Origin of the sequence: Micromonospora sp. NPDC050276 (genome assembly GCF_044459545.1) — a bacterium.
Taxonomy (GTDB): Bacteria; Actinomycetota; Actinomycetes; order Mycobacteriales; family Micromonosporaceae; genus Micromonospora.
The window spans coordinates 1-25,873 of sequence record NZ_JBITJA010000024.1; the positions used below are offsets into that span (position 1 = coordinate 1).

At 69.7% G+C, this 25,873-nt stretch carries 10 protein-coding genes and 1 pseudogene; 1 reads left to right on the forward strand and 10 read right to left on the reverse strand.

The window, feature by feature from the left end; all coding sequences use genetic code 11:
- From ACIBF8_RS30530 to ACIBF8_RS30545, 4 genes are all read right to left on the reverse strand, one after another.
- Positions 1–1,643 (reverse strand): condensation domain-containing protein (locus tag ACIBF8_RS30530; RefSeq protein ID WP_396787371.1); only part of this gene is annotated, 1,643 nt, incomplete at its 3' end.
- 77 nt (positions 1,644–1,720) lie between these two features.
- Positions 1,721–1,930, reverse strand: coding sequence for an MbtH family protein (locus ACIBF8_RS30535; RefSeq protein WP_396787372.1), 210 nt, complete (start codon positions 1,928–1,930; stop codon positions 1,721–1,723).
- Positions 1,930–16,875 (reverse strand): amino acid adenylation domain-containing protein, encoded by a 14,946-nt coding sequence (locus tag ACIBF8_RS30540; RefSeq protein ID WP_396787373.1) that lies wholly within the window; start codon positions 16,873–16,875, stop codon positions 1,930–1,932. The genes ACIBF8_RS30535 and ACIBF8_RS30540 overlap by 1 nt, the downstream gene beginning before the upstream one ends.
- Positions 16,876–17,975: 1,100 nt before the next feature.
- Positions 17,976–19,487, reverse strand: coding sequence for a CehA/McbA family metallohydrolase (locus ACIBF8_RS30545; protein WP_396787374.1), 1,512 nt, complete (start codon positions 19,485–19,487; stop codon positions 17,976–17,978).
- A gap of 114 nt (positions 19,488–19,601) precedes the next feature.
- Here ACIBF8_RS30545 and ACIBF8_RS30550 point away from each other — a divergent pair, with 114 nt between their 5' ends.
- Positions 19,602–20,024, forward strand: coding sequence for a hypothetical protein (locus tag ACIBF8_RS30550; RefSeq protein ID WP_396787392.1), 423 nt, complete (start codon positions 19,602–19,604; stop codon positions 20,022–20,024).
- A 244-nt stretch (positions 20,025–20,268) separates the two neighbouring features.
- On the opposite strand, the gene ACIBF8_RS30555 is transcribed toward ACIBF8_RS30550, so the two are convergent.
- The 6 genes and pseudogenes from ACIBF8_RS30555 to ACIBF8_RS30580 form a co-directional block, all read right to left on the reverse strand.
- Complete coding sequence (locus ACIBF8_RS30555; protein WP_396787375.1) at positions 20,269–20,685, reverse strand: YeeE/YedE thiosulfate transporter family protein; 417 nt, start codon at positions 20,683–20,685, stop codon at positions 20,269–20,271.
- Positions 20,685–21,341 (reverse strand): YeeE/YedE thiosulfate transporter family protein, encoded by a 657-nt coding sequence (locus ACIBF8_RS30560; protein WP_396787376.1) that lies wholly within the window; start codon positions 21,339–21,341, stop codon positions 20,685–20,687. The genes ACIBF8_RS30555 and ACIBF8_RS30560 overlap by 1 nt, the downstream gene beginning before the upstream one ends.
- A 1,177-nt stretch (positions 21,342–22,518) precedes the next feature.
- Positions 22,519–23,079, reverse strand: a complete 561-nt coding sequence (locus ACIBF8_RS30565) for a hypothetical protein (protein ID WP_396787377.1) — start codon at positions 23,077–23,079, stop codon at positions 22,519–22,521.
- Between the two features lie 553 nt (positions 23,080–23,632).
- Positions 23,633–23,747 (reverse strand): annotated as a pseudogene (locus ACIBF8_RS30570) (IS701 family transposase); the annotation flags it as partial.
- Between the two features lie 1,111 nt (positions 23,748–24,858).
- On the reverse strand, positions 24,859–25,260 hold the full coding sequence (locus tag ACIBF8_RS30575) for a DUF664 domain-containing protein (RefSeq protein WP_396787378.1): 402 nt from the start codon (positions 25,258–25,260) through the stop codon (positions 24,859–24,861).
- Positions 25,261–25,342: 82 nt separating this feature from the next.
- Positions 25,343–25,702, reverse strand: a complete 360-nt coding sequence (locus ACIBF8_RS30580) for a transposase family protein (RefSeq protein WP_396787379.1) — start codon at positions 25,700–25,702, stop codon at positions 25,343–25,345.
- Between the last annotated feature and the right edge of the window lie 171 nt (positions 25,703–25,873).

Consider the following 25,873-nt stretch of genomic DNA (forward strand, 5'->3'; position numbering starts at 1 on the left):
TCCGCGATGACAAACGCGATCCGATCGGCCGGGTAGTCCGGATCGACCGGCACGTACGCGCCGCCGGCCCTCATCACCGCCAGCAGAACGACGATGAGGTCGACCGAGCGCGGGAGGACGACCGCGACGCGTGTCTCCGGGCCGACTCCACGCGTGGCCAGCACACCGGCCAGCCGGCTTACCCGGTCACTCAGCTCGCGGTAGGTGACCGCATCCACGGCGGGCGCGTCCGGGGTCGCCGCCGCCTGAGCCTCGAACAGTCCTGGCAGTGTTGCCGGTGCGTAGGAACGGGACGTGTCGTTCCAGCCGACGAGGATCCGGTGGCGCTCGTCCGCGGTGAGGATGTCGAGATTCGCGATCGGGAGGTCGGGCCGGTCGATGGCACGGTCGAGCAGGTGCACGAGCCGATCGGCGAGGCCCTGTACGGCTTCGGCGTCGAAGAGGTCGGCAGCATAGGTGATCCGGCCGCGCATCCCACCGCCCGGCAGTTCGGTGAAGGACAGGTCAAGGTCGAACTTGGCCGGGGCCGAGCCGGTCGGCAGCAGCGAGGCCTCGACGCCGGGTAGGTCCAGCGTCGGGGTGGCGGTGTTCTGCATGCCGAGCATCACCTGGAACAGCGGGTGCCGGGCGAGCGAGCGTGCCGGGGCGAGGTCCTCGACGATCCGTTCGAACGGCACATCCTGGTGGCTCATCGCGTCGAGCGTCGTCGACCGCACCTGGTGGACGACGTCCGCGAAGGCGCCGGCCACGCGCACCCGGACGACGAGCGAGTTGACGAAGAAGCCGACCAGGTCGTTGAGCGCGTCGTCGGTCCGTCCGGCCACCGGCGTGCCCAACGGGATGTCCGGGCCCGCGCCCAGGCGCGACAGCAGGACGGCCAGCCCGGCCTGCAGCACCATGAAGGGCGTGGCCGAGGCGCCGCGGGCGAACGCCCCGAGCCGGGCGTGCAGACCGGCGCCAAGCGTGACCTCGACGAGGCCGCCGCGATGCGACGCCACTGCCGGGCGCGGCCGGGCGCCGGGGAGGGTCAGCTCGTCCGGGATGCCGTCGAGGGCGCGCCGCCAATAGGCGAGTTGGGCTGCCAGCAGGCTGTCCGGGTCGTCGGCCTCGCCGAGCAGGTCCCGTTGCCACAGCGCGTAATCCGCGTACTGGACCGGCAGTTCGTCGAAGGTGGGAGCGGTGCCCGAGCACCGGGCCCGGTAGGCCGCCGACAGGTCGCGGGCGAGCGGTCCCATCGACCAGCCGTCGCCGGCCACGTGGTGCACGACCAGGGCGAGCACGTGGTCGTCGACGGCGAGGGCGAACAGCCGCGCGGACAGCGGGATCTCGGTCGTCAGCGCGAACGTGTGCCCGGCGTGGCGGGCGATCGCGGCGGGCAGGGCGGCCTCGCTGATCGCCTCGACCGGCATCGGGACCGACCACTCCTCGAGCACGTGCTGGAACGGGGTGCCGTCCGCCGCTTCCGGGAAGACCGTGCGCAGCACCTCGTGCCGGGCGACCAGATCGGTCAGGGCCGCGTGCAGGGCGCCCGGATCGAGCGCGCCGCGCAGCCGCAGCACCAGCGGAATGTTGTAGGTCGCACCTGATTCCTCGAGCCGGCTCAGGAACCACAGCCGCTGCTGCGCGAAAGACAGGGGAATCATCGGAACGCTCCTGGAAAAGTGGCACCACACAGCGGATGGGCGGCATCAGGGCCGCCCATCCGAACGGAGAAGGTTTGTCAGTCCTCGGTAGCGGCGATCAAGCTCTTGGGCCGCATGTCGGTCCAGTTCCTCTCGACGTAGTCGAGGCAGTCCTGGCGGTCGGCCTCGCCGTGCACGACCTCCCAGCCGTCGGGCACGTCGATGAAGACCGGCCACAGCGAGTGCTGGCCCTCGTCGTTGACGAGCACGAGGTAGCGGCCTTCCGGGTCTTCGAACGGGTTGGTCATCAGGGTCGCCTTTCGGTAGTGGTGTCGCCGCGCCGGGAGCGAGGCTTCAGCGCGGGTCGGGCGCGGGCGGGTGCGGTGTCGCCGATGGCTGCGGCCAGGCCGGCGACGGTGGGCGCGTCGAACAGTGCCCGGATGGGCACCTCGACGCCGAGTTCGGTGCGCAGGCGGGCGATGAGCCGCGTGGCGAGCAGCGAGTGGCCGCCCAGGTCGAAGAAGCTGTCGTCGACGCCCACGCCGGTCACGCCGAGCACCTCCTCGAAGGCGACACAGAGTTGCCGCTCGCGGTCGGTGGCCGGAGCGCGGCGGGCGGTCGCTGTGGGAGCGAAGTCGGGTGTGGGCAGGGCCTTGCGGTCGAGTTTGCCGTTCACGGTCAGCGGTAACCGGTCGAGCACGACCACCGCCGCGGGAACCATGTGGGCCGGCAGGATCCGCGCCGCGGCGGCCCGTACCTCGTCGGCCGTTACCGTCTCTCCCGTGGCCGGCACGGCGTAGCCGCAGATGCGGTCGTCGCGGACCACGGCGGCGGCTTGGACCACCGACGGCATAGCGGCTATCGCGGCCTCGATCTCGCCAAGTTCGATGCGGTAGCCGCGTATTTTCACCTGCAGGTCGGTGCGGCCGAGGTAGACCAGTTCGCCATCGGGCCGCTGCTTGACGAGGTCACCGGTGCGATACATGCGGCCGCCCTCGAACGGGTCCGCGACGAACCGGGTGGCGGTCAGGCCGGGCCGGTTGAGGTAGCCGCGGGCGAGACCGGCGCCGGCGACATACAGTTCGCCGGGCACGCCGGGCGGCACCGGGTTGAGGTGCCGGTCGAGCACATAGGTGGCCAGGTCGGGGATCGGGACGCCGATCGGGCTGTCGGCCGCGGTCGAGGCGAGTCGGGCGGTGGTCAGCGGCGCGTACGTGACGTGGACCGTGGTCTCGGTGATGCCGTACATGTTGACCAGCCGGAGCCCCGGGGCCGACCAGCCGCGCAGCCGGGTGACGTCGAGGGCCTCGCCGCCGAAGACGACCGTGCGCAGCCGCAGACCCGCCGCCAGACCCGGCCGGCGCCGCACCTCCTCGATGAGCTGGTAGAAAGCCGAGGGGGTCTGGTTGAGCACCGTCACCGCTTCGCGCACCAGCAGGTCGAGGAACGCGGCCGGTGTTCGGGCCACGTCGCCAGGGACGAGCACGAGCCGGCCGCCATGCAGCAGCGGGCCCCACAGCTCCCACACCGAGAAGTCGAAGGCGTACGAGTGGAAGAGAGTCCACACGTCGTCGGCGCCGAACCCGAACCACTGCTCGGTGCGCCCGAACAGCCGGACGACGTTGTGGTGGGTGACTGTCACCCCCTTGGGGCGGCCCGTGGAGCCGGAGGTGTAGATGACGTAGGCGGGATGCTCGGGCCGCACGTCGACCCCGACGTCGGTGCCGTCCTCACCGGAAGCGTCCAGCGGACCGTCGACGACCACGACCGGGCGGGCATCGGCGATCATCGCCGCCCGGCGGTCGGCCGGGTAGTCGGGGTCGATCGGCAGGTAGGCGCCGCCGGCCTTGAGCACCGCCAGGAGGGTGACGATCAGCTCGGCCGTACGGGGCAGGGCGACCGCGACCAGCGACTCGGGGCCGACGCCGCGGCGGACGAGGAGGCGGGCCAGGCGGTTCGCCCGGACATTCAGTTCCCCGTAGGAGAGCCGCTCGTCCCCGGCAACAAGCGCCGTCGCCGCCGGGGTGGCCGCCGCACGCTCCTCGAACAGACGGTGCAGGGCGACCGGCCGTACGGTCTCGGGCGCGGCCGGGGCGGCCGGTGCCGGGACGACCGCGCCGATGTGGTGCAGCGGGCCGCCGTGGTCGAGGGCGGTGACCATGCGGGCGGTCGCGGCGACAAGCATGGCGCGCAGCGGCTCGGGGTCGGCCGACTGCACCGTGACCGCGAAGTCGTCACCCAGGTCGTCGACCATGACCGTGATCGGGTAGCTGGTGCGTTCATGGACGCTGCACACCTCGACGCCCTCGAGCGCGGCGCTGACGCTGCCGGGGGTGCTGTGTCGGTAGTTGAGCAGGGTGGTGAACAGCGGGCTGATCGGGGCGGCCCGCTGAGCCACGGCCAGGGGCGCGTGCTCGTGCCATTGCAGGTCGGCGAGCTGCCGCCGCAGCTCGGCCACGGCCTCGGCAGCCGTCACGGTGCGGGTGTCCAGGCGTACGGGCAGGGTGTTGATGAACAGGCCGGGGGTGCGCTCGCCGCTGCTCGAGCCCATGCGCCCGAACAGGACGGTGCCGAAGACGACGTCGTCGCGTCCGGCGATGACGGCCAGCACCCGGGCCCAGACCGCGTGGAACAGCGTGGCGGGGCTGGCCCCGTGCCGGCGGGCCGCTTCGCGGATCGCCGCGGCCAGCTCGGCGGGCAGCGTCTCGGATGATTCGGCGATGCCGGAGCCGTCGCCCTGGACGTTCAACAGACCGTACGGGGCGGTCGGTTCCTCGACGTCGCCGAGCAGCGTACGGAAGTGTTTCTCGTGCTCGTCGTCGGCGACGCCGAGTCGGGCGCGGGCCACGAAGTCGCGGAACGGTACCGGCTCGGGTAGCTCGCCGGCTGTGCCGTCGAGGAAGGCGCGTACTTCGCCGAGCAGCACGTCGAGGGCGGTGTGGTCCTGCACGATGTGGTGGATCCGCACGAGAGCCCGGTCGCCGGTGACGTGGACGCGCACGAGCGGCGGCTGGCTCAGGTCGATCGGGGCCGACGGTTCGTCTCCGTAGGTGACGGGGATGGTTGTCCGCTCGTGTACTACCTGGACGGGTTCGCGGAAGCTGTGGATCGAGGTGCGCAGGATCTCGTGCCGGTCCACGACGTGCTGCAGGGCGGCGACGAAGGCGTCCAGGCGTTGTCGCGAGTCGAAGGACAGCTCGACCGGCAGGACGTAGACGTCGTTTTCCCGGTGCATCAGGTGGTGGAAGTACATGCCCTCCTGCAACGGTGCGAGGGGGTAGACGTCGACCACGTCGTCGGGCAGTTGGGCGATCTCGTCGGCGGTGAGGTCGACCAGCGGGAACATCTCGGGCGTCAACGGGCGAGACAGTGGGCGGCGCGGCGGGACCAGAACCTCGGCGCGACCCGAACTCGCGGCCAGACCGGCCGGGGTCGGGTTGAGGAACAGGGTGCGGACGTCGACGGCGATCTGCCGGTCGCGTAGCCGCTCGACCAGGGTGATCGCGAGCAGCGAGTGCCCGCCGAGGGCGAAGAAGTCGTCGTCCAGGCCGACCCGGTCGAGGCCGAGGACGTCGGCGAACACCTCGCACACAACCCGTTCGCGGTGCCCGCGCGGTGCCCGGTCGGTGACGGCTGCGGCGTAGTCGGGGGCGGGCAGGGCGCGCCGGTCGACCTTGCCGTTGACGGTGAGCGGAAGCTCGGTCAGGGTGACCACGGCCGCGGGGACCATGTAATCGGGCAACGTGCTGGCTACGTGGCCGCGCAGGTCGGCCGCGTCGACCGAGGGCACGACGTAGGCAACAAGGTGCTGGGCATGAACGGCGACCGCGACCTCACGGACGGACGGGTGTGTGGCAGCCGCCGCTTCGACCTCGCCGAGTTCGATGCGGTAGCCGCGCACCTTCACCTGGTCGTCGGTGCGGCCCAGGAACTCCAACACACCATCCGGGCGCCACTTCACCAGATCACCGGTGCGATACATCCGGCCGCCCCCGCCGAACGGGCACGCCACGAACCGCTCCGCCGTCAACCCGGGACGGCCGAGATAGCCACGAGCCAGACCAGCGCCCGCGACATACAACTCCCCCACCACGCCAGGCGGAACCGGGCGCAACGCGGCATCGAGCACGAAGACGCGGGTGTTCCACATCGGCCGGCCGATCGGCACGACGCCTTCACCAGGGCCGTCGACCGCGAAGTCGGTGCAGGCCACGGTGGTCTCCGTCGGACCGTAGCTGTTGATCACCGACACTCCGGCGGGAAGCTGGTCGTAGCGCAGCGCCTCACCACCCACCATGAGGGCCTTGCCCGGAATCTCGGACAGCGCGGCCAGATGACCGGGCGTGACCTTCAGAAAGGCGGTCGGCCGCTCCTCGGTCACCACCCGGCCACCCGAGACGAGCGCGCCGAACACGGACGTCACCGTGGTGTCGAACCCGACCGACGAATGGAACCGGGCCTCGTCGGCCAGCCCCGGATAGACGGCGCGGGCCCTCGCCAAATAGTTGACGACACCGGCGTGCCGGATCACGACGCCCTTGGGACGGCCAGTCGAACCGGACGTGTAAATCACATAGGCCGGATGCTCGGGCAGCACCCGCACGCCGAGGTCATGGTCAGGACCGTCCGGCACGACCACCTCGTCGATCACCGCAATCGGTCGCGCCTCGTCCAGGATGCGCTCCGCCGGCTGGGCCGGATCCATCGGCAGATACGCCCCACCTGCCTTGAGGACCGCCAGCAGCGCCACGACCAACACTGGCGACCGGGGCAGTCGCACGGCGACGATCGACTCCGGGCCGACGCCCTCGCCCACCAGGTGCCGGGCCAGCCGGTTCGCCCGCGAGTTGAGCTCTCGATACGACAGGTCGTCCACCGCGAGAGCATCCGGGTTCGCCGCCGCCTGCGCCTCGACCATCCCGTGCAGGGTCGTCTCGCCGACCAGGCGGGCGGTGTCGTTCCAGCCGTGCACGATCCGGTCGTGTTCGGCCGGTGACAGCAGGTCGAGGCCGTCCACAGGTCGGTCCGGGTCGGCCACTACGGCGTCGAGTACGCGCGTCAGCCGGTCGGCGACATCGTGGACCAACGCCGCGTCGAACAGATCGGTCGCGTACGTGACCCGGCCGTCCAGTCCGCCGCCGGGTACCTCGGCGAACTCGAAGGACAGGTCGAACCGCGACGTCACCGGCCCGACCTGCTCCAGCGGGATGGTCGACACCCGCACCCCGGGCAGGTCGAGGACCGGCGCGGGCTGGTTGCGGACCGACAGCAGCACCTGCACGAGCGGGTGGCGGGCGGTCGACCGGGACGGCGCCAGTTCCTCGACGAGGCGCTCGAACGGCACGTCCTGGTTGGCGTACGCGGAAAGCACTGTCTCGCGCACCCGCTCGAGCACGGTCGCGAAGGTGGGCCGCCCGGTCAGGTCGGTGCGCACGACGAGCGTGTTGACAAAGAAGCCGACCAGGTCGTCGAGGGCCTCGTCGGTGCGCCCGGCGATCGGCGTGCCGACCGCGATGTCGGTGCCGGCCCCGAGCCGCGACAGCAGCACCGCCAGGGCACCCTGCAACGCCATGTAGAGGGTGACACCCCGGGTGCGGCACAGTTCGGTGAGGCGCTCGTGCTGATCGGCGTTCAGGTGCAGCCGCAGGATTCCGCCACGGTGCGAGGCGATGGCGGGCCGCGGCCGGGCGATCGGCAGGGTCAGCTGCTCAGGCAGCCCGTCGAGTTCCTTGCGCCAGTACTCCAGTTGGCCATCGACGGGCAGGTCGTGCTGCCACAGGACGTAGTCCGCGTATTGCACCGGCAGCGGCGCCCAGTCCGGCTGGTGGCCATCGAGGCGAGCCCGGTAGGCGTCGGACAGGTCACGGGCGAGCGGCCTCATCGACCAGCCGTCCCCGGCGATGTGGTGCAGCACCAGCACCAGCACGGTCTCGTCGCCGTCACCGCGGAAGAGCCACGCCCGCAGCGGCAGATCGTGCGCGAGGTCGAATGGCGTGCCGATCGCGTCGGTGACAGCGGACTCGTCGAGGGCGGCGACCACAAGCCGGACGGTCGCTTGCAGGATCCGCTGGCTGCTCGGCCCGTCGACGACCGTGCGCAGCACCTCGTGCCGGGCGACGACATCGTTCAGGGCGGCTTCGAGGGCACTTTCGTCCAGGCGGCCGGTGAGGCGCAGGACGATCGGCATGTGGTAGGCCGCGCTCGTCTCGTCCAGGCGGTGCAGGAACCAGAGCCGCTGCTGCGCGTGCGACAGCGGGACGACCGCCGGCCAGGGCCGGGCCGTCAGCGGCGGGCGGGACGCCCCCGCCGCGCTGATTCGGGCGGCCAGCCCGGCCACGGTCGGCGCCTCGAAGACGTCGCGGATCGGCACCTCCACGCCCAACACCGTGCGCAGCCGGCTGACCAGGCGGGTGGCGAGCAGCGAATGCCCGCCGAGGGCGAAGAAGTCGTCGTCCAGACCGACGCGTTCGGCGCCGAGCACCTGAGCGAAGGCCTGGCACAGCAACTCTTCGCGGACGTTGGTCGGTGCTCGGTAGGCGGTGGTAGCGGCGAACGACGGCTTGGGCAGCGCCCGCCGGTCGAGTTTGCCGTTGACGGTGAGGGGCAGCGCGTCCAGGCCCACCACCGTGGCCGGGATCATGTAGTCGGGCAGCGTCGCGCGCAGCGCGCCGATCAGCACGGCACCGTCGACCGGGGGTGCCACGTAGGCGACGATCCGCTGGTCGTTGACGGCGGCCGCGGCTTGGCGTACGCCGGGCTGGGCAGCCAGCGCGGCCTCGATCTCGCCCAGCTCGACGCGGAACCCGCGCACCTTCACCTGGTCGTCGGTGCGACCCAGATATTCGAGGTTGCCGTCGGCGCCCCAGCGGGCCAGGTCGCCGGTGCGATACATGCGACCGCCGCCGAACGGGCAGGCCACGAAGCGTTCCGCCGTCAGCGCGGCCCGGCCGAGATAACCGCGGGCCAGTTGCACGCCGGCCAGGTAGAGCTCGCCGGGCACACCGGCCGGGACGGGCCGCAGCCGGGCGTCGAGCACGTAAACACGGGTGTTCCACACCGGACGACCGATCGGGATCACCGCTGGCCGTTCTCCGGGCGCCGCGGTCCACGCGGTGACGTCGACGGATGCCTCGGTCGGGCCATAGAGGTTGTGCAGCGACGCGGGCAGCAGCGTGCGGAAGAGATCGTGCAGGTCGGCCGGCAGCGCCTCGCCGGAGCAAAAGACCTGACGCAGGCCCCGGCATGCCGCGGCGGCCGGCTCGTGCAGGAACTCCCGCAGCATCGACGGCACGAAGTGGGAGACGGTCACCCCCGCACGAACGATCAGGTCAGCCAGGTACGCGGGGTCGCGGTGCCCGCCGGGCCGCGCGACGACCAGGGTGGCGCCTTCGATCAGGGGCCAGAAGAACTCCCAGACCGACACGTCGAAGCCGTACGGGGTCTTCTGCAGCACCCGGTCGGCTGCGGTCAGCCCGTAGGTGGCCTGCATCCAGGCGAGCCGGTTGACGATGCCACGGTGGTCAATGACTACGCCCTTGGGGCGTCCGGTGGAACCGGAGGTGTAGATGACGTAGGCCGGGTGATCGGACCGTACGTCGACGTCCAGGTTACCGCCGTCCAACATGGACGCGTCGACATCGACGGGCTTGTCGACGACGACTGCCGGGTCGGCGTCGGCGAGCATCGCCGCGATCCGCTCGGCCGGGTGGTCCGGATCGACCGGTAAGTAGGCGGCACCGGTCTTCAGCACGGCCAGCAGCGTCACGACCAGGTCGATGGACCGGTCGAGCAGGACGGCGACGACGCGCTCCGGGCCGGCGCCCTGCGCGGCAAGCAGGCGGGCCAGGCGGTTGGCCCGCTCGTTCAACTCCCGATAGGTGACCGGCCGCCCGTCGAAGACGACAGCGACCGCGTCGGGCCGGGTGGCCGCCCGTTCCTCGAACAGCTGCGACAGCGTACGGCCGGGAACCTCGACGGCCGTGTCGTTCCACTCGTGCAGCACCAGCGCCCGCTCGGCCTCGTCGAGCACGTCGAGGTCGCCGGTGGCCCGGCCCTCGAGCCGAGCCACGACCCCCTCGGCGGCCTTCGCCACCATCGCGCCCAGCGGGGCTGCGACGGCGCTCTGCACCCCGATGGTGAAGCCGTGCCCGGTGTCGTCCACCGACAGGGTGAGCGGATAGTTCGTGCCGCCGCCCCGCTCCACGATCTCCACGCCGGCCAGGCCGTGGCGGTCATCGCCGCTGGCCGCGCCGAGGTGCCGGAAGTTGAGGATCGCGGTGAACAGCGGCACGGGCGGAGTGACCCCGCTGGCCTGCTGGGCAACGGCGAGTGGCGCGTGCTCGTGCGCCATCAGCGCGGCGAGCTGATCGCGCATCGCGGTCACCGCGCCGACGACGTCACCGTCGGTGCGCACGCGTACCGGCAGGGTGTTGACGAACAGGCCGGGCACCCGGTCGGCGCCCGCCCCGGCCTGCAGACGGCCGAGCAACACGGTGCCGAACACGACATCGTCGCGGCCGGAGACCGCGGCAAGCACCTGCCCCCAGACGACGTGGAACAGCGTAGCCGGGCTGACTGAGTGCAGTCGGGCTTGTTCGCGCAGCCGAGCGGCCAGCCCAGCGTCCAGGGCGAGACTGTCGTGGTGGAGACCGGCCGGATTGACGCTGGCGTCGGTCAGGCCAAACGGGGCGGTCGGCTCGGTGACGTCGCCGAACAGGGCGGCGAAGTGGCGGCGGTGCTCGTCCCAGGAGACCCGCAGTCGGGATTGCGCGACGAAGGTGCGGAACGGCAGCGGCTCGGGCAGCCGGTCGGCTTCGCCGTCGAGGAAGGCCCGCACCTCGGCCAGGACGGTGTCGAGCCCGGTGCGGTCCTGGACGAGGTGGTGGATCCGCAGCCGGGCGACCACCCGGCCGGTTTCCGGCTCGTCGATCGCCCACATGCGGATCAGCGGCGCCCGGCCGAGGTCCATCCCGTTTTCGGCGCTGAGCCGAGCCTCGCGCTGCACCACCTGCATCGGCTCGGGCAGACCCTCCCACACGATCGCGGTGCGCAGGATGTCGTGCCGGTCGATGACCCGTTGCAGGGCCGCGGCGAAGGCGTCGTACCGGGCCCTGCTGTCGAAGGCCAGCGTCACCGGAATGACGTAGACGTCGTCGCGGCCGCCGCCCAGCAGGTGGTGGAAGAAGATGCCTTCCTGCAGCGGGGCGAGCGGGTAGATGTCCGCGATGTTGGCCGCGCCGCCGGGGATGCGGGCGGCGATCCGGTCGAGGTCGGCGACGTTCAGGTCGGCCAGCGGGACCATCTCGGGGGTGATGCGCTCGGCACCGGGCGGAATGCGGGTCGGCGGCACGTCGATATCGCCGGGGCCGGCCGCGGCGGCCAGGCCGGCGGGCGTCGGAGTGGTGAAGAGGGTGCGGATGTCGACCGGGACGCCGCGCGTGCGCAGGCGTTCGACCAGCCGCACGGCCAGCAGCGAATGGCCGCCCAGCTCGAAGAAGTTGTCGTCGACGCCGACTAACTCGCGGTCGAGGACCTCGGCGAACACCCGGCAGAGCAGTTCCTCGGCCGGTGTGGCGGGCGCCCGGCCGGCGGCGGTGGCGGCAAACTGCGGGAGGGGCAGAGCCTGCCGGTCGAGCTTGCCGTGGACGGTGAGCGGCAGCGCGTCGAGCCCGACCACGGCGGCGGGCACCATGTGGACGGGCAGACTGCGGCCCACGTGCGCGATCACCTCGGTCGGGTCGACGGCCGGGACGACGTACGCAACGAGGTTCTGCTCCTGTAGGACGACGGCGGCCTGGCGCACGCCGGGGTGCCCGGCAACGGCGGCCTCGACCTCGCCCAGCTCGATGCGGAAGCCGCGGACCTTGACCTGCGCGTCGGCCCGTCCCAGGAATTCGAGGCGGCCGGCGTCGTCCCAGCGGACGAGGTCGCCGGTGCGGTACATCCGCTCCCCCGGGCCGCCGAACGGGTCGGCCACGAACCGTTCCGCGGTCAGCCCGCGACGGCCCGCGTAGCCGCGCGCCAGGCCGTCACCCGCGGCGTAAAGTTCGCCCGGCACCCCCGGCGGCACCGGCCGCAGGCGTGAATCCAGCACATACACCTGGGTGTCGGCGATCGGTCGCCCGATCGGCACGCCCGGCGCCGCGTCGTCGGCGTGCACCTCGTGGGCCGTGACGATGACCGTGTTCTCGGTCGGTCCGTACGCGTTGAGCAGTCGCGCCCCGGGCAGAGCGGCCAGCGCGCGGCGGGCCCGCGGCCCCGACAGCGTGTCGCCGCCGGCCAGGACGGTGCGCAGCCCGGCCAATGCCGCCGGGTCGGTGTCGACGATCTCGTGGAACAGCCCGGTCGGCAGCAGCGCCGTGGTGACGCCCGCACCAGCGATCCACGCCCGCAGCGCGGCACCGTCGAGCACCCGCTGTGGGGCGAGGGCCAGGGCCGCGCCGTTCAGCAGCGCTCCCCAGATCTCGAACACCGCGGCGTCGAACGACACCGAGGACAGCTGACCGACGACGTCGCGTGGGCCGATCGTCAGATAGTCGGTGTCCCGCACGAGCCGGGCGACGCCCCGGTGCGGCACCGTGACGCCCTTGGGCCGCCCGGACGAGCCAGAGGTGTAAATGACGTAGGCGGGGTGGTCCGGCCGCACGTCGACGCCGGGGTTACCGTCGTCCTCGTCGCCCAGTTCGGGCACCGCGTCGATCATCACGGTCGGTTTCGCGTCGTCGAGCAGGTAGGCGATGCGGGCCTGCGGATAGGCGGGGTCGATCGGCAGGTAGGCGCCACCGGCCTTGACGATCGCGAGCAGGCTGACGACCAGGTCGGCCGAGCGTGGCAGCAGCACGGCCACCACGGTCTCCGGGCCCACCCCCTGGGCGATCAGGCGGCGGGCCAGCCGGTTCGCCCGGCCATTCAGTTCCCCGTACGACATCCGCCCGCCCGCCCACACGAGGGCGGTCGCGTCGGGCGTCGCGGCCGCGTGCCGCTCGACCATCGCGGGCAGGACGGCCGGCGGCACCGTACGGCGGACCCCCTGCCCGGCGGCGACCAGCTCGGCGCTCCCGGCGGGGGTGAGCACGTCGGCGCTGCCCAGCGGCGTGCCCCCGACCACCGCCGCGACGACGGTGTGCAGCATCTCGCACAGCTCCTCGGCGTCGGCGGGTCGGGCTGCCTGGACGACGAACGCGAAGTCATCGCCGTAGTCGTCGACGGTCACCGCGATCGGATAGTTGGTGCGCTCCTCGGCGCGCAGCACCTCGACGCCGTCGAGGGCAAGGCCGCTGCGGGTGCTGTGCCGAAAGTTGAACAAGGTCGTGAACAGCGGGGCTACGCCGACGGTGTGCTGGACGAGGGCCAGCGGGGTGTGCTCGTGCGCCTGCAGGTCGGTCAGCTGCCGTTGCAGGGTCTCAAGGGTGACGGTGCGCGTGTCGACGCGCATCGGAAGGGTGTTGATGAAAAGCCCCGGGGTGCGCTCGCCGCCGCCGACGCCGCTGCGTCCGAACAGGACGGTGCCGAAGACGACGTCGTCGCGTCCGGTGATCGCCGCCAGCACGCGCGCCCACACGCCATGGAACACCGCGGCGGGGCTGACCTGATGCGTACGCGCGACAGCTCGAATGTGCGCGGACAGGTCGGCGGCCAGGTGCAGGGACACCTCAGCGACGTCGGTCCCGTCACCCTGAACATCGAGCAACCCGTACGGCGCGGTCGGTTCGGTCACGTCGCCGAGCAGCTCCGCGAAGTGTTTCTCGTGTGCCTTCTCCGAGACGCTCAGTCGCGCCAGGGCCACGAAGTCACGGAACGGCACCGGCTCAGGCAGCTCGGCAGCGGTCCCGTCGAGGATGGCGCGCACCTCGCCGAGCAGTACGTCGAGGGCGGTGTGGTCCTGCACGATGTGGTGGATCCGCATCAGCGCCCGGTCTCCGGTGACGTGGACGCGCAGCAGCGGCGCACGGGTCAGGTCGATCGAAGCGGGTGGCGCACCGCCGTAGGTGACCGGCACGGTGGCCCGCTCGTGCACCACCTGGACCGGGCGGCGGAAACCCTGGCTGTGGACCGAGGTGCGCAGGATCTCGTGCCGGTCGACCACCTGCTGCAACGCCGCGAGAAAGCCGTCAAGCCGGGCCGGCGAGTCGAACCGCAGCTCGGCCGAGAGGACGTAGACATCGTTGTCCGGGTTGATCAAATGATGGAAGTAGATGCCCTCCTGTAGCGAGGAGAGGGGGTAGACGTCCACGATGTCGGCGGGCAGCAGCGCCACCTCATCGGCGCTCAACTCGACCAGCGGAAACATCTCCGCCGTCAATGGACGGGACAACGGACGACGGGCCGGCACCGGCACATCGGCACGGCCCGTGCTTGCCGCCAGGCCGGCCGGAGTCGGGTGCCGGAACAGCGTGCGCACGTCGATCGCGACCTGCCGGACACGGAGCCGTTCGACCACCGGGATCGCCAGCAGTGAATGTCCACCCAGCTCGAAGAAATTGTCGTCCACGCCGACCCGTTCCAGGCCGAGCACGTCGGCGAAGACCTCGCAGACGATCTGCTCACGCCCGCTGCGAGGGGCACGCATGGTGACAGTCGCGGTGAAGTCGGGGGCGGGCAGCGCACGGCGGTCGACCTTGCCGTTGATCGTCAGCGGTATCGCGTCCAGATGAACGATCGCGCCGGGGACCATGTAGGAGGGCAGGATGCTGGCGGCGTGGGCGCGCAGGTCGGCCGGGTCCACCGATGGCACCACATAGGCCACCAACTGCTGGCCGTGCACGCCAACCACCACCTGGCGCACGGACGGATGCGTGGCCAGCGCGGCCTCGACCTCACCCAGCTCGATCCGGTAGCCGCGCACCTTCACCTGCCCGTCGGTGCGGCCCAGGAACTCCAGAACACCGTCCGGACGCCACCTCGCCAGATCACCAGTGCGATACATCCGAGCGCCTGCGCCGAACGGACACGCCACGAACCGCTCCGCCGTCAGCCCGGGACGGCCGAGATAGCCGCGAGCCAGACCGGCGCCCGCGACGTACAGCTCCCCCATCACACCAGGCGCGACGGGTTGCAATACGGCGTCCAGCACGTAGACACGGGTGTTCCACATCGGCCGGCCGATCGGCACGACACCCTCACCCGGCCCATCGACCGCGAAATCGGTGCACGCCACGGTCGTCTCCGTCGGACCGTAGCTGTTGACCACCGGCACCCCGACCGGCAGCTGGTCGTAACGGAGCGCTTCACCGCCGACCAGCAGGAGCTTGCCCGGCGCTTCGGACAACCCACCCAGATGGCTCGGCGTGACCTTAAGGAAGGCAGTCGTCCGCTCATCGGTGACAATCCGGCCACCCGAAACCAGAGCCCCGAAAACCGATGTGACAGTGGTGTCGAAGCTGATCGATGAGTGGAACCGCACGTCGTCGGAGAGGCCGGAATACACCTCGCTCGCCCGGGCCAGGTAATTCACCACACCGGCGTGGCGGATCACCACGCCCTTGGGGCGGCCGGTCGAGCCTGACGTGTAGATGACATAGGCCGGATGTTCGGGCAGCACACGTATACCGAGGTTATGGTCCGGGCCGTCGGGCACGGCGGCATCGTCGATCACAGTGACGGGCCGGGCCTCCGCGATGAGCTGCGCGATCCTCTCTGGCGGATTGTCCGGGTCGATCGGCAAGTAGGCGCCGCCCGCCTTGAGGACCGCCAGCAGCGCCACGACCAACTCCGGCGACCGCGGCAGACTGACGCCGACGATCGACTCAGGCCCAACCCCACCTGCCACCAACTGATGCGCCAACCGGTTCGCCCGCGCATTGAGTTCCGCATACGACATGCTGTCGACAGCAAGCGCCTCCGGCGATGCCGCCACCTGCGCCTCGACCAACTCCGCGAGGGGCGCTGGCGGAACCCCGTGGACCGTGTCGTTCCAGGCGCGCAGGATCAGATCACGCTCATCGTCCGCCACGAGCGTGAATTGGCTGACCGGCCGCTCCGGGTCATTTCTCTCCAGCCAGCCTAGAGCCGCCCGAAAATCACGCGTCAGCCGCCTTGTCGACGTCTCATCATAGATTTCGGGATTGACATCGGCGACAATGCGCAGCGCGCCGTCCGACGCTCGCCGGTAAACAGAAATCGATGCGTCGTCGAAATGCAAGCCGGCGATGTTATGGGCGTCGGTGCGGGCGGCTCCGAGGCGGAAGTCGTAGTCGAATTCCATGACGTTGACGAGCAGTGAATAAAGACCGTGCCGGCTGCCCGCTGGCCGGTCGCGCACCATATCCTCGTACCGGTAACGCTGGTGCCTCAGCGCCCTGCGGACGACCCGCGAGGTTTGCCGCACCACCTCGGCCGCCGTGTCACCGGGGCCGACCGCGAGGCGGATCGGCAGCACGTTGGCCATCATGCCCGGCGTGATTCGCTGAAGACTGTCCGTGCGCGCGGCGACCGGAAGCCCGACCACAACGTCGCGGACCCCGGTCGAGCGGTGCAGCAGCAGCGCCGCCGCCGCTACCGCCAGCACGGTCAAGGCAGTGCCGTGACGGCGCGCTGCGGCCCGCAACTCGCTCGCCTCCGCAGGCGGCAGCTCGTCGGTGTGTCGCGCGAGCCGGTCCGGGAACGGGATCGCCCGCCGGCCGCTCACGCTGATCGGATGGGGCGCTCCGACCAGCTCACTGCGCCAAAACTCGCGGTCAGCCTCGAACGCGTCAGAGCCGCGGTAGGCGGCGTCCGCCTCGACTAGGCCACGCATCGAGGGCGGCGCCGGCGAATCCGGCTCGGCACCCGCGAGCAGTGCCGCGTAGAGGTCAGCGACGCGGGCGGCCACAAGGGCCCCACCGAACCCGTCGCCGATGATGTGGTGGGTGCGCTGATACCAGTAGTGATGGCCAACCCCGAGGTGCAGCAGCGCCAGCGTGAACAGTGTCCCGTCGTCCAAACCGGCAGCATTCGCCACGTCGGCGCGCATCCACGCCTGCGCAGCGGCCTCGGGATCCGCTTCGCCGCTCAGGTCGACCAGCAACGGCGACCATCCGGCAGGCGGCTCGAACCGTTGGCGCGGCCGCCCCAACTCGTCCACGTCGAACCGGAGGTGAAAGGCGTCGTGCTCGGTTACCGCCCGGTGCAGCGCATCCAGGAAAATACCCACGTTCAAATCGCCGCGGATTTCAACGAATTCGGCAATGTGGTACAGGTTGCTTTTGGGGTTCATTTGCTGGGCGTGCCAGATCCCGAGCTGACCGGCGGTAAGCTCGAAATTGCGGTCCGGCATGCAAATCTCCTCGGGCGGCACGAGACGGAACCACTACCCTTACAGCGTTCGCCCGAAATTCCACAAACGGAAGGTGAACGCCAAGGGAATCCGAGCCAGCCCTTTCGGGCGCCTTCCCGCCAGCGCCCGCGATCCACCTCCATGCCACCTGGGCGGCGGGCATATGACTGGATTCCGCCTCAGTCCTGGAATGAGATTCTTCGATAGCCAGACGTGTGTCGTGGTGTCGATCTGCGGCCAGGGCGAGGTGATGTCACCACCGGCCGGGCCGACCACCTCTCGCTTTTCGTAGACATCGGGCCGCTACAGACAACGCCGGCCCACCATCAGCAACCTCGAGATCCTGCGCGCCGGCCGCGACATGCTGCTCAACCCCAAACCCAACCAGCGTCACCTCCATCACTCAGCCGCCTCGGCGTCAGCCCTGGCACCTGCTGAGAATCATCGAAGCGCCCTCACCCAGGTCTTCGCGCAGAACCTCCCGCCATCCCCGCCTTCCCTCTTGACAAACTGCTCTACATATCAGTACTCCAGCCGCACTTGCCTGATCTGGCGTTTCGGCAGCGCACCGACATGACCGACGTCGCAGTTGAGCCTGCTGCGTAGTTGCGGATGTCGATGCTACCGGCAGACAAGTAACGTGATCGCACCGTCTGTCTGTTGTGGTCAGTCGTAGCGCGGGCAGGCTCCTGTGCTTGTGTTGATCGATGAAATTGTGGGCTGGAGCGTGCCGACCGACGTCGGAGAGGCCCTGTTGAAGGTGGAACTGCTCAGCGCATCACCCTCGCGCTCAAGTGCCGGCCGCCGTCTACGAGGACAGTGTCGAGGCCACGCGCTCGCTCCCGAACGGGGTGCTGCTGTACCTACCCCAAGGCGATCTGGCCGACGGCGTACAACGCCTCTGGTGGAAGCTCGGCCGCTTCTTGCCTCCGACGGTCTCGATCCGGACGCCGATCCGGACGAGCCCTGGTCCTGAGCGCCAGGCCCACCAAAAGGCGCGGGTCGCGGCGCCCGCCGGTTCGTGGTGGTGGAGGACGAGCGGACGCCCGTCCCGGGGCTTGTCCGGGCCCGCCCGCCCCGGGGCCGACGGGCCCGGGACGTCAGTTCCGCCCGAGGAAGATCGGATTGGTCATCGCCACCATCGGCGCGGTGAGCGGGCTCGACCCGGCTGCGGGGCGGCGCACCTCGGCGCGTACCCAGCGGCTGTAGCGGGGGTACGTGGTCCATGTCACCGTGGCGGTACCCGATTCCGGCACTGTCTCGCTGCGCTCGGGGCCGAGCTGGTCGAGGATCGTCACGGTCGTACCGGGTACGCCGCCGACCACGGCCGTGACGGTGACCGGGGTGCCGATCTCAGCCGGCAGCCGGCCGCCGATGTCGGCGGTGCGGCCGGGCACGCTCGCGGTGAAGGAGAGCTGCACGGCCGAGGACTCGGCCAGCCACGAGCGGCCAGCCTTGAGGCCGGCGAGCAGGTGCTCCTTGCGCAGGCTGTCGGCGAGAACCACGGTGTGTGGCTTGCCGACCACCTGGTCCGGGTTGTGCGCGTCGGAATTGCCGATGGCCGGGATGAAGCGCCCGCCGCGCAGCAGCCCGTCCCAGTGGGTGACCGACGCCTGGTCGTCGTCGGTCCACGGCCCGTTCCAGACCTCGACCAGGTCGGCGATCTCGTAGGCGAACTCGTAGGTGCAGCCGAAGCAGTTCGCGAACGGGTGTGCGGCCGTGACCAGTCCGCCGAGCTTGTGCACCCGGTCGACGAAGTGCCGGAAGTCGGCGGGGTCGCCCGCCCGGTAGCGCCAGTCGATCCACTCGCCGGCCGGCAGGCCGATCGCCGGCCAGTGGCCGGAGCGGGTGGTGACCTCCTCACCGTTGATGATCAGCAGGTCGTCGGTGGCGTAGTTGCCCCACTGGAGGTGGGCGCTGGGCGTGTTGTGCTCGGTGGAGACGACGAAGTCGAGCCCGGCGGCGCGCGCGTCGGCCACCAACTGGTCGGGGGTTCGGCGGCCGTCGGAGTGCACGGTGTGCAGGTGGCAGTCGCCGCGGTACCAGGTGCGACCGCGCTGCTTGGCCGGGGCGCTGGTCGGGGCGGGGTTGGCGCGGAAGGGCGCGCCCTGCGGGCCGAAGTGCAGGGTGATGGTCACCGAGTAGTTCAGGCCCTGCGGCGCGACCGTGTACGGGCCGAGGATCACGTGCCAGGTGCCCGGCTTGATCGGTCCGGCCAGGTAGCCGGGAGTCGCCTCGGTGGCGCTGATTGAAAACGAGTTGCGGAAGCCGCCCGACCAGCCCCGGAAGCCCTTGGCGTTGCCGAGGTCGTGCCCCTCCGGGCCGAACATGCCGATGTCGCAGGCGTTGCCGCGGGTTCCGGCCGGTACGGTGGGCTTGTCGTACGTGTAGCTGACGTCGATCTGGTTGACGCCTTTCGGCACCTGCACGGGCAGGTAGAACCAGTCGGAGATGCTCGGGGTGAAGGTGCCGGTGACGGTCTTGGTCTGCTGGCCGGTACCGGACGGCGGGTTGGCGAACGCCACGCCGGGCAGGAAGTTGACCGCGGCGCCGGCGGCAACGACCCCGCCGACCCGCAGCAAATTACGTCGGGTCAGATCGAAATTCGACATGCTTTCCTCCGCATAGGTGATCGGTCCCGACGCTAAGCGGGTCAAGCGGACAGTCAAACCACGGCGCGGTGAACAGTAACTGTGCGTTACATATAATGTTGATCTTGATTATTCATGGCGAACGAGCAGCTCAACAAGGTTGCGTCGATGTTCCTCGGCAACCCGCGCGCTGCCCCGCCGCGCGGTCAGCCGACCGCCTGCACCACGTTGCCGTCCTCGTCGCGAATCCGCGAAACCTCGATCTCCACGACGAGGATCGGGGCGCCGGGTACGGGACGGGTGCGGGCGCGGCACCAGCACCCCGACGAGCCCGTCGAGCACCGGCGCGGGCAGCACCAGCTCCAGCCAGCCGTTCCCCCGCTCCGTACCCTCGAACGCCGCGCCGGGCGGAACAGCGGCCCCGGCGCGCCGGACTTCTGGGTACGTGTCGGCAACGCGACCAGACAAGTCCACGGCGATGACCTCATCAAGTATCAAGAGGAGCACTGGGGATGGGGCATCGAGGCGTCAGGTGAGTTCCGGAATGTGTATCGGTGAGCTTCAGCCGCCAGCCCTGCACGGGCCCGGCAGCACGGAGCACAGTGGGCCTATCGGCGTACCTGTCGCCACGCTGACTCGGAGTCTCCGAAGCTGTGGGCACAGGGCGTGCCGCGGCGTAGTCGGCGCAAAGGATTGCTCGTAAGTAAACCGCACAACCAGGCCGTCCTAAATTCAGGACCCAGGCGCCTGCGGGGAACAAGGGGATTTGAACCCACGAGAAGCTCGAGTCGCTCGCGTTCGGCTACCGCTGGCAGGATCCGCTGTCGAGGTGGAAGTACCTCGTGTTGGCCCAGCGGCAGAGCCGGATGCCGACGACTATGCCGGCGATCGTGACCAACGCGGGGAGGTACCCGCTGGCGACTTGCACGATGGGGATCGCCGGGCAGCCACCCGAGATCGCCCAGCCCGAGCCAAACAAGATTGCGCCGGGGATGACGCCGGCGTGGATGCGACCTGGAGTACGGCGGACGCGCAATGCGGCGAACACCACGACGATGATCGCTACGGCGCCGGCGAAGGCCAGGAGCATGCGAAGATCCTGGAAGGTGAACATACGGTTCAGTTCGGCGTAGTCACCGAACCCGATGTTCGAGACGGTGTAGCCGAGAGCCAGCCCAGCGATGACGTTAGCGACGATTATCCCGCCCCGGGTACGCATCAGATCACCTTCCACAGCAGGAACGACACGAGGACGCCGGTGCCGAAGAAGATGGCAGTCGCGACTATGCTGACCGGCCGTAGCCGCCCACAGCCATTGAGTCCGTGACCGCTGCTGCACCCTCCGGCGAGACGGGTGCCGAAGCCGACGAGTACACCGCCGATGAAGAGCGCGCCGACCATTGCGATCGGGTTGTCGGTCACGATCTGGCCGAAGGCGTGGCCCATGTCGAGGCGGAGCTGGAATCGGCCGGCGGTAACCGCCGCTACGCACCCGCCGACGAAAATCGACAGGAGCAGGGCGACCTGGCTGACCAAGGGTGCCGGGAGCAGGCTCTCCAGTGAGAAGCTCGGCGCGGCAGGTGATCGCCCGTCCTGTCGCGGTGCCCGCGCGGCGCCGTGCGGGGTGGGATCCGCAGCAGGCGCGGCCGAACCGGCTCCGAACTGGTCGGCAGTAGCTGCGGCGAGAGCCGCGGTGAGGACACGTTCGTCAGCGAACCGGGCGTTCACGCGTTCGACACGGCGTTCGGCGCGCCAGTGCAGCACGCGGTCCCACGCGCCGGACACGCCGAAGGATCGATCGGTCGTGACGGCGTAGTTGATGGTGGTGAGGGCGAGCCCCGCGGCCCCCGCCCACCAGGGCCAGTATTCAGTCATGGGGGACCTGCAATCCACTCTGCGAGTCGGGCCCACCACCGGGCCTCTGCTGGGGTCGATGGGGTTCTGGAGGGATGCGGACCCGGTGCGGGTGGCCGTGTGTTGAAGCCTTGAGCGGGTGCCGGTGCCCGGATGAGCTCCCGGGCCGGCACCGGCTCGATCCGCTGGGACGACCCCGAGCGAGCCGCGACGGGGGTGTCTGGCGTGCGGTGTCTGACCCCACACCGGCGGGTAGGCGCCCCAAATATAGCGCGTCGGCTCCGTCCGGCAGGAGCGTGATCGGTATGAGCTGGCCCGTCCGGGCCAGCTCATACCGAGCGCACGTCAGCCAGCCCTGCTCACTGTCGCAATAGTGGTTACGCCAGTCGCGCAAGCTTGCGTTGAGCAGGGGGAAGAGGGGGCATTCTTGAGCGTGTGAGCAACCCATGTCACTCCGATCTGGCCAGGTCACCCGGCGAATGGGTGGATGGCATGAGTTGGAGGGGCAGGTCTCGGTCAGCAAGCATACATACCATATGGACGACTGGCGATCGATGAGCGATCATGTCGGCGCGGCTTCGATCGACGGCCCGGCCACGCCTACTACGGCCTGGTCGCGGTCGTACGGCCGTTGCCCGTGGCCGATGGCGCGTCCGCGTCGGCCGTCTGGATCGTTCGACTAGAGCAGGGCCAGCCCCGCGCCCCGGTCGGCGCGCCGAGCCGTCGCGCTGCGCGGGGCCGGCGAATCCCGACGACGTTGACTGGCGAAGATGCCTCCCCGAGCCCTCGGGCGAACTGCTACGCAGAACGGTTCATCCGCAGCGTCCCGAACGGGTTCACCGACAAACTCCTGGTGTACGACGAACGTCACGCCCGCGCCGCGCTCGACGGATACGCCGTCCGCTTCAGCGGGCATCGTCCACACCAGAGCCCCGCCCAGCACCCACCGAACCCACGCCCCGGCCGTCGTCCTTCCGAGCAACGCGCCGATACGACGCCTCCGGGCCTTCAGCGGCGTCATCAACGAGTACCAGCGGGCGGCATGATCGGATCAACGAAACCTGAGTTCACAGACCCTGCACAGAGTTTGGCGCGGTACAGGGCCTCATCACGGGAACACGTCTTCAGCACCCCTATACCGCCGACGGCGACCGCGAGATGTGACACCCTGGCCGGGTAAGGGGGCGGCCTCGGCCTGTCACCCGAGCAGTGGTACCCATGCGGCGGCGACGGTTCCGTCGCGTCGCGCCTCGGTGAGCCGTTGAGCCGGAGGCGGAACGGGGTGCACTGCCTGCTGCAGGGGACCAACTCCGTAGACGACGGCGACGGCGCCCAGCGCCCTTGCGGCGGTCGTCCAAGTGGACGGTATCTCGGCGACGCCGGAGGCGAAAACATGACCAGTCGGGTCATGCAACGCGAGACCTGTAGTGCCCAGGCCCACACCCCAGGTGGTCACCCTCGCCGGATGTGTCGCCGATGGCCAGCGCGGCAGGCCCAACAAGATCGCCGCCTCCACCTGCGCCTCGCACCGCGAGCCAGTGAGGGTTTCCGTCCACGCGGCGCTGGTTGGCTCGAACCAGGCGACGGCGACCACCACCGGTCCGTCGGCGTGACAAGGCTCCCCTGGCTGGGGGATGGGAAGAGGAGCAGCCCACGGCTTCTCCTGGCTCGTCACCCACACGTGCAGCCGTTCACCGCCGCGGCATTTCGCATCATCGGCGATGGCAAGCACCCACGCATCGCTGACCTTGTCCCGCACGCCCGAGCGATCCGGGTAATTTACCGGTGGAGTCGGCTCCGCAGCACCTGCGCTTTCCGCAGCCGATAATCTTCCCGATACCTCTCGCGATGTTGCTGACGTCCCCGTGCGACGTGCGTCCACCGGTTGTCTGGAACTGGGTACTGCCGCAGGTGCGGGCCTGAACGCGTCGACTCCATTCGGCAGGAGAGTGATTGGCACGAGCTGGCCTGCCCTGTACAGCTGGTACCGAGCACATGTCGGCCAACCCTGCTCCTTGTCGCAGTAGTGGTTACGCCAGTCGCGCAAGCTTGCGTTGAGCAGGGGGAAGAGGGGGCATTCTTGAGCGTGTGAGCAGCCCATGTCACTCCGATCTGGCCAGGTCACCCGGCGAATGGGTGGATGGCATGAGTTGGAGGGGCAGGTCTCGGTCAGCAAGCATATATACCATATGGACGACTGGCGATCGATGAGCGACCATGCCGATCGCGATCGACGGCCGGTCACGCCCTACTACGGCCTGGCCGGCGACAAGCCCGGCGGTGATCGCCCTAGTCTCGTCGTGGGGCTCCCGGAACACTCCGAGCTGGTATCTCTCCGACAGGCCAGCTGTGCCCGAGTATTGACGCTGCACTCCCGCCGACTTAACTCCCTCCTCCAGACAGCCCTGCCTCATCCACGATCAGCACCCGCGGTCGGGCGCCACGTCGTCTTGCCGCTGTTGTCGGCGAGGCACGCGCTGCTGGCCGCTAGCCATCTAGGTGTTCTGCCCAGAGAGGTTGGGGACGCGGATCCGGATCGTGGGCGATGTGTGGTTGGTTGGAACGCACCCGCATTCCTACTGCCCGTCGCGCCCGACCACTTCCACAAGGACAACGTCAGCGGCGGCGGCCCCTACGGAATCATCCTCCCCGACGCATCCGCCGACGCGCACTTCGTGGCTCCATCGCCTGCCCGAATCGGTCCGGCTCAGGTGCGCAGGCGCGGATGGCTGCAGGGGCGCGGCCGATTCGTCGTTGCAGGTCGGCGATGAGCCAGGCCCGGTGCGGAAACTGCTGGGCGAGCCAACGGCTCGAAGCTGGCGGTTCACGACGGCTGCGGACTGCGTACGAGGTCATGAGGGCGCTCCTTCGCAGGCGAGGGCACACCGGCACGTCGTGGCACCTAACCGGTGTGAGGCGGCAGCGGCGAGTCAGACAACGCCCGACCTGGAGTGACACGCAGCGAGTTTGTCGACGACTGCAACCGAAGGGATCCGAAGGCGCGCCGCAGGCGGGGTCTTAGGCCGTCGGCATCGATGGCCGACTCGGGCTCCGCACAACTGGACGGCATAGCAGCAGGTCTAGTAGCTGGACGAGGCCAGCTCTGCGACCGACCGTACGCGCCGTTGTGACGACGGACAAGCGACCCGGCGAGGCCGGTTCCATAAGCCTCTCCCGACCAGCACACCAGGATGGAAAGGGACCGATGTATCGCGAACCCCCGAGCGCGTTACAAAAACGCGGGCACGGCTTGCGTTACATAACCGAACTGGGCAAACGCCTGCGCCAATATCGTGCAAATCGAACAAACGATACAGTACGCGGCCCACGGATCCATCAGAATCAAGTATTTGGCGGAGCTGGGTCAGCTATCCAAGCGTGGGGCCTGGCCTCCCGTGAGTTCAGCGAAACTGACGGCTGCTCAGCGGGAACCCGAGGGTCCGTTGATGTCTCGGCAGCATGGCCGGGTCCTGGGGCTAGGGCAACTGACCGCCGTGTCAGCCGTGCTGCGGTGTCGCTGGCTCGACGGGCGGGGAACTCAGTCGCCGGTTGCCGCATCGATCTGTCGCGCAAAGATGTCGGCATGACCGGCGTGCCGGGCCATCTCCTCGATCATGTGGACGTAGATCCAGCACAGTGATACCCAGCCGAGTCGATGGTGCGGCACGGTGTCGTCGAGGGCGAAGCGGGCCGCGATCCGCCGGGACTCAGTGCACGCCTCGGTGTATTCGGCGACCACGTCGGCGATCATCTCGTCCGCAGTGATCTGCCAACTGGCGCCATCGCCGCGGGAGTTCCCGCTGATCTGTTCGTGGGGCTGTTGAGCGACGTTGATCTGCGCCAGGCCGATCTGTTCTGCCTGGTCCAGTGCGGCCAGCAGGTGCACCTGGGCCCCGGTCGGCCCACTACCGCGCAGTGTCTTGCCGTCGACCGCGATCACTCGCCTGCCGGCCCCGGTCAGAACCGCCCGGCTGAGCAGCCAGCGGCACACCGCAGCATCGAGGGGCCGGCGTCGATACCGGTCAGTACCCGGGACAGGGTGCTGTCGTCAGGCACCCGCCGGGCAACGGTGAACGCGTCGCGGGTTGCGCCGAGACGCTCCCACGCCGCTCCGGCAGGTGGGCGGCCCATTTGACGATCTCCACGACGCGGCTCGATCCCGAAACCACCGCCGCGATCGCGATCGCGAGCAGTCCCGGCAGCGGATGGATCCGGCCGCCGGCGTCCCGTGGGTCCGGAACCCGGGCGAGGGCCTGCAGCAACCCTGGCGTGTCCTGTTTCGGAAGCGGCAAGATGCGCCGCTGCACCGATCGCGACTCCTGCGTGACAAGACGCCTTTGGTAAACAGCGCAAATCCCGGCTACCTGGACGGCATTGATCAAGGTCTTGACTCTATGCGCCGCCCTGCTCATGATTTACTCCGGCGGCTCAACAGTGAGGGTCAATGTGATGACGCAGGTAGAGCCACCGGCGGGAGGCCCCACATCAGCCGTCACTCTCAGCGAGCTTGGACAAAATGGCCGACTCGCGCGTGCCATTTCAGGCACGAGGGG

Excerpts from the sequence above, each read along its gene's own strand:
- ACIBF8_RS30535 (WP_396787372.1), bottom strand. The coding sequence starts at position 1,930 with ATGACCAACCCGTTCGAAGACCCGGAAGGCCGCTACCTCGTGCTCGTC.
- ACIBF8_RS30545 (WP_396787374.1), bottom strand. The coding sequence starts at position 19,487 with ATGTCGAATTTCGATCTGACCCGACGTAATTTGCTGCGGGTCGGCGGG.
- ACIBF8_RS30555 (WP_396787375.1), bottom strand. The coding sequence starts at position 20,685 with ATGCGTACCCGGGGCGGGATAATCGTCGCTAACGTCATCGCTGGGCTG.
- ACIBF8_RS30540 (WP_396787373.1), bottom strand. The coding sequence starts at position 16,875 with ATGCCGGACCGCAATTTCGAGCTTACCGCCGGTCAGCTCGGGATCTGG.
- ACIBF8_RS30560 (WP_396787376.1), bottom strand. The coding sequence starts at position 21,341 with ATGACTGAATACTGGCCCTGGTGGGCGGGGGCCGCGGGGCTCGCCCTC.
- ACIBF8_RS30550 (WP_396787392.1), top strand. The coding sequence starts at position 19,602 with ATGGCGAACGAGCAGCTCAACAAGGTTGCGTCGATGTTCCTCGGCAAC.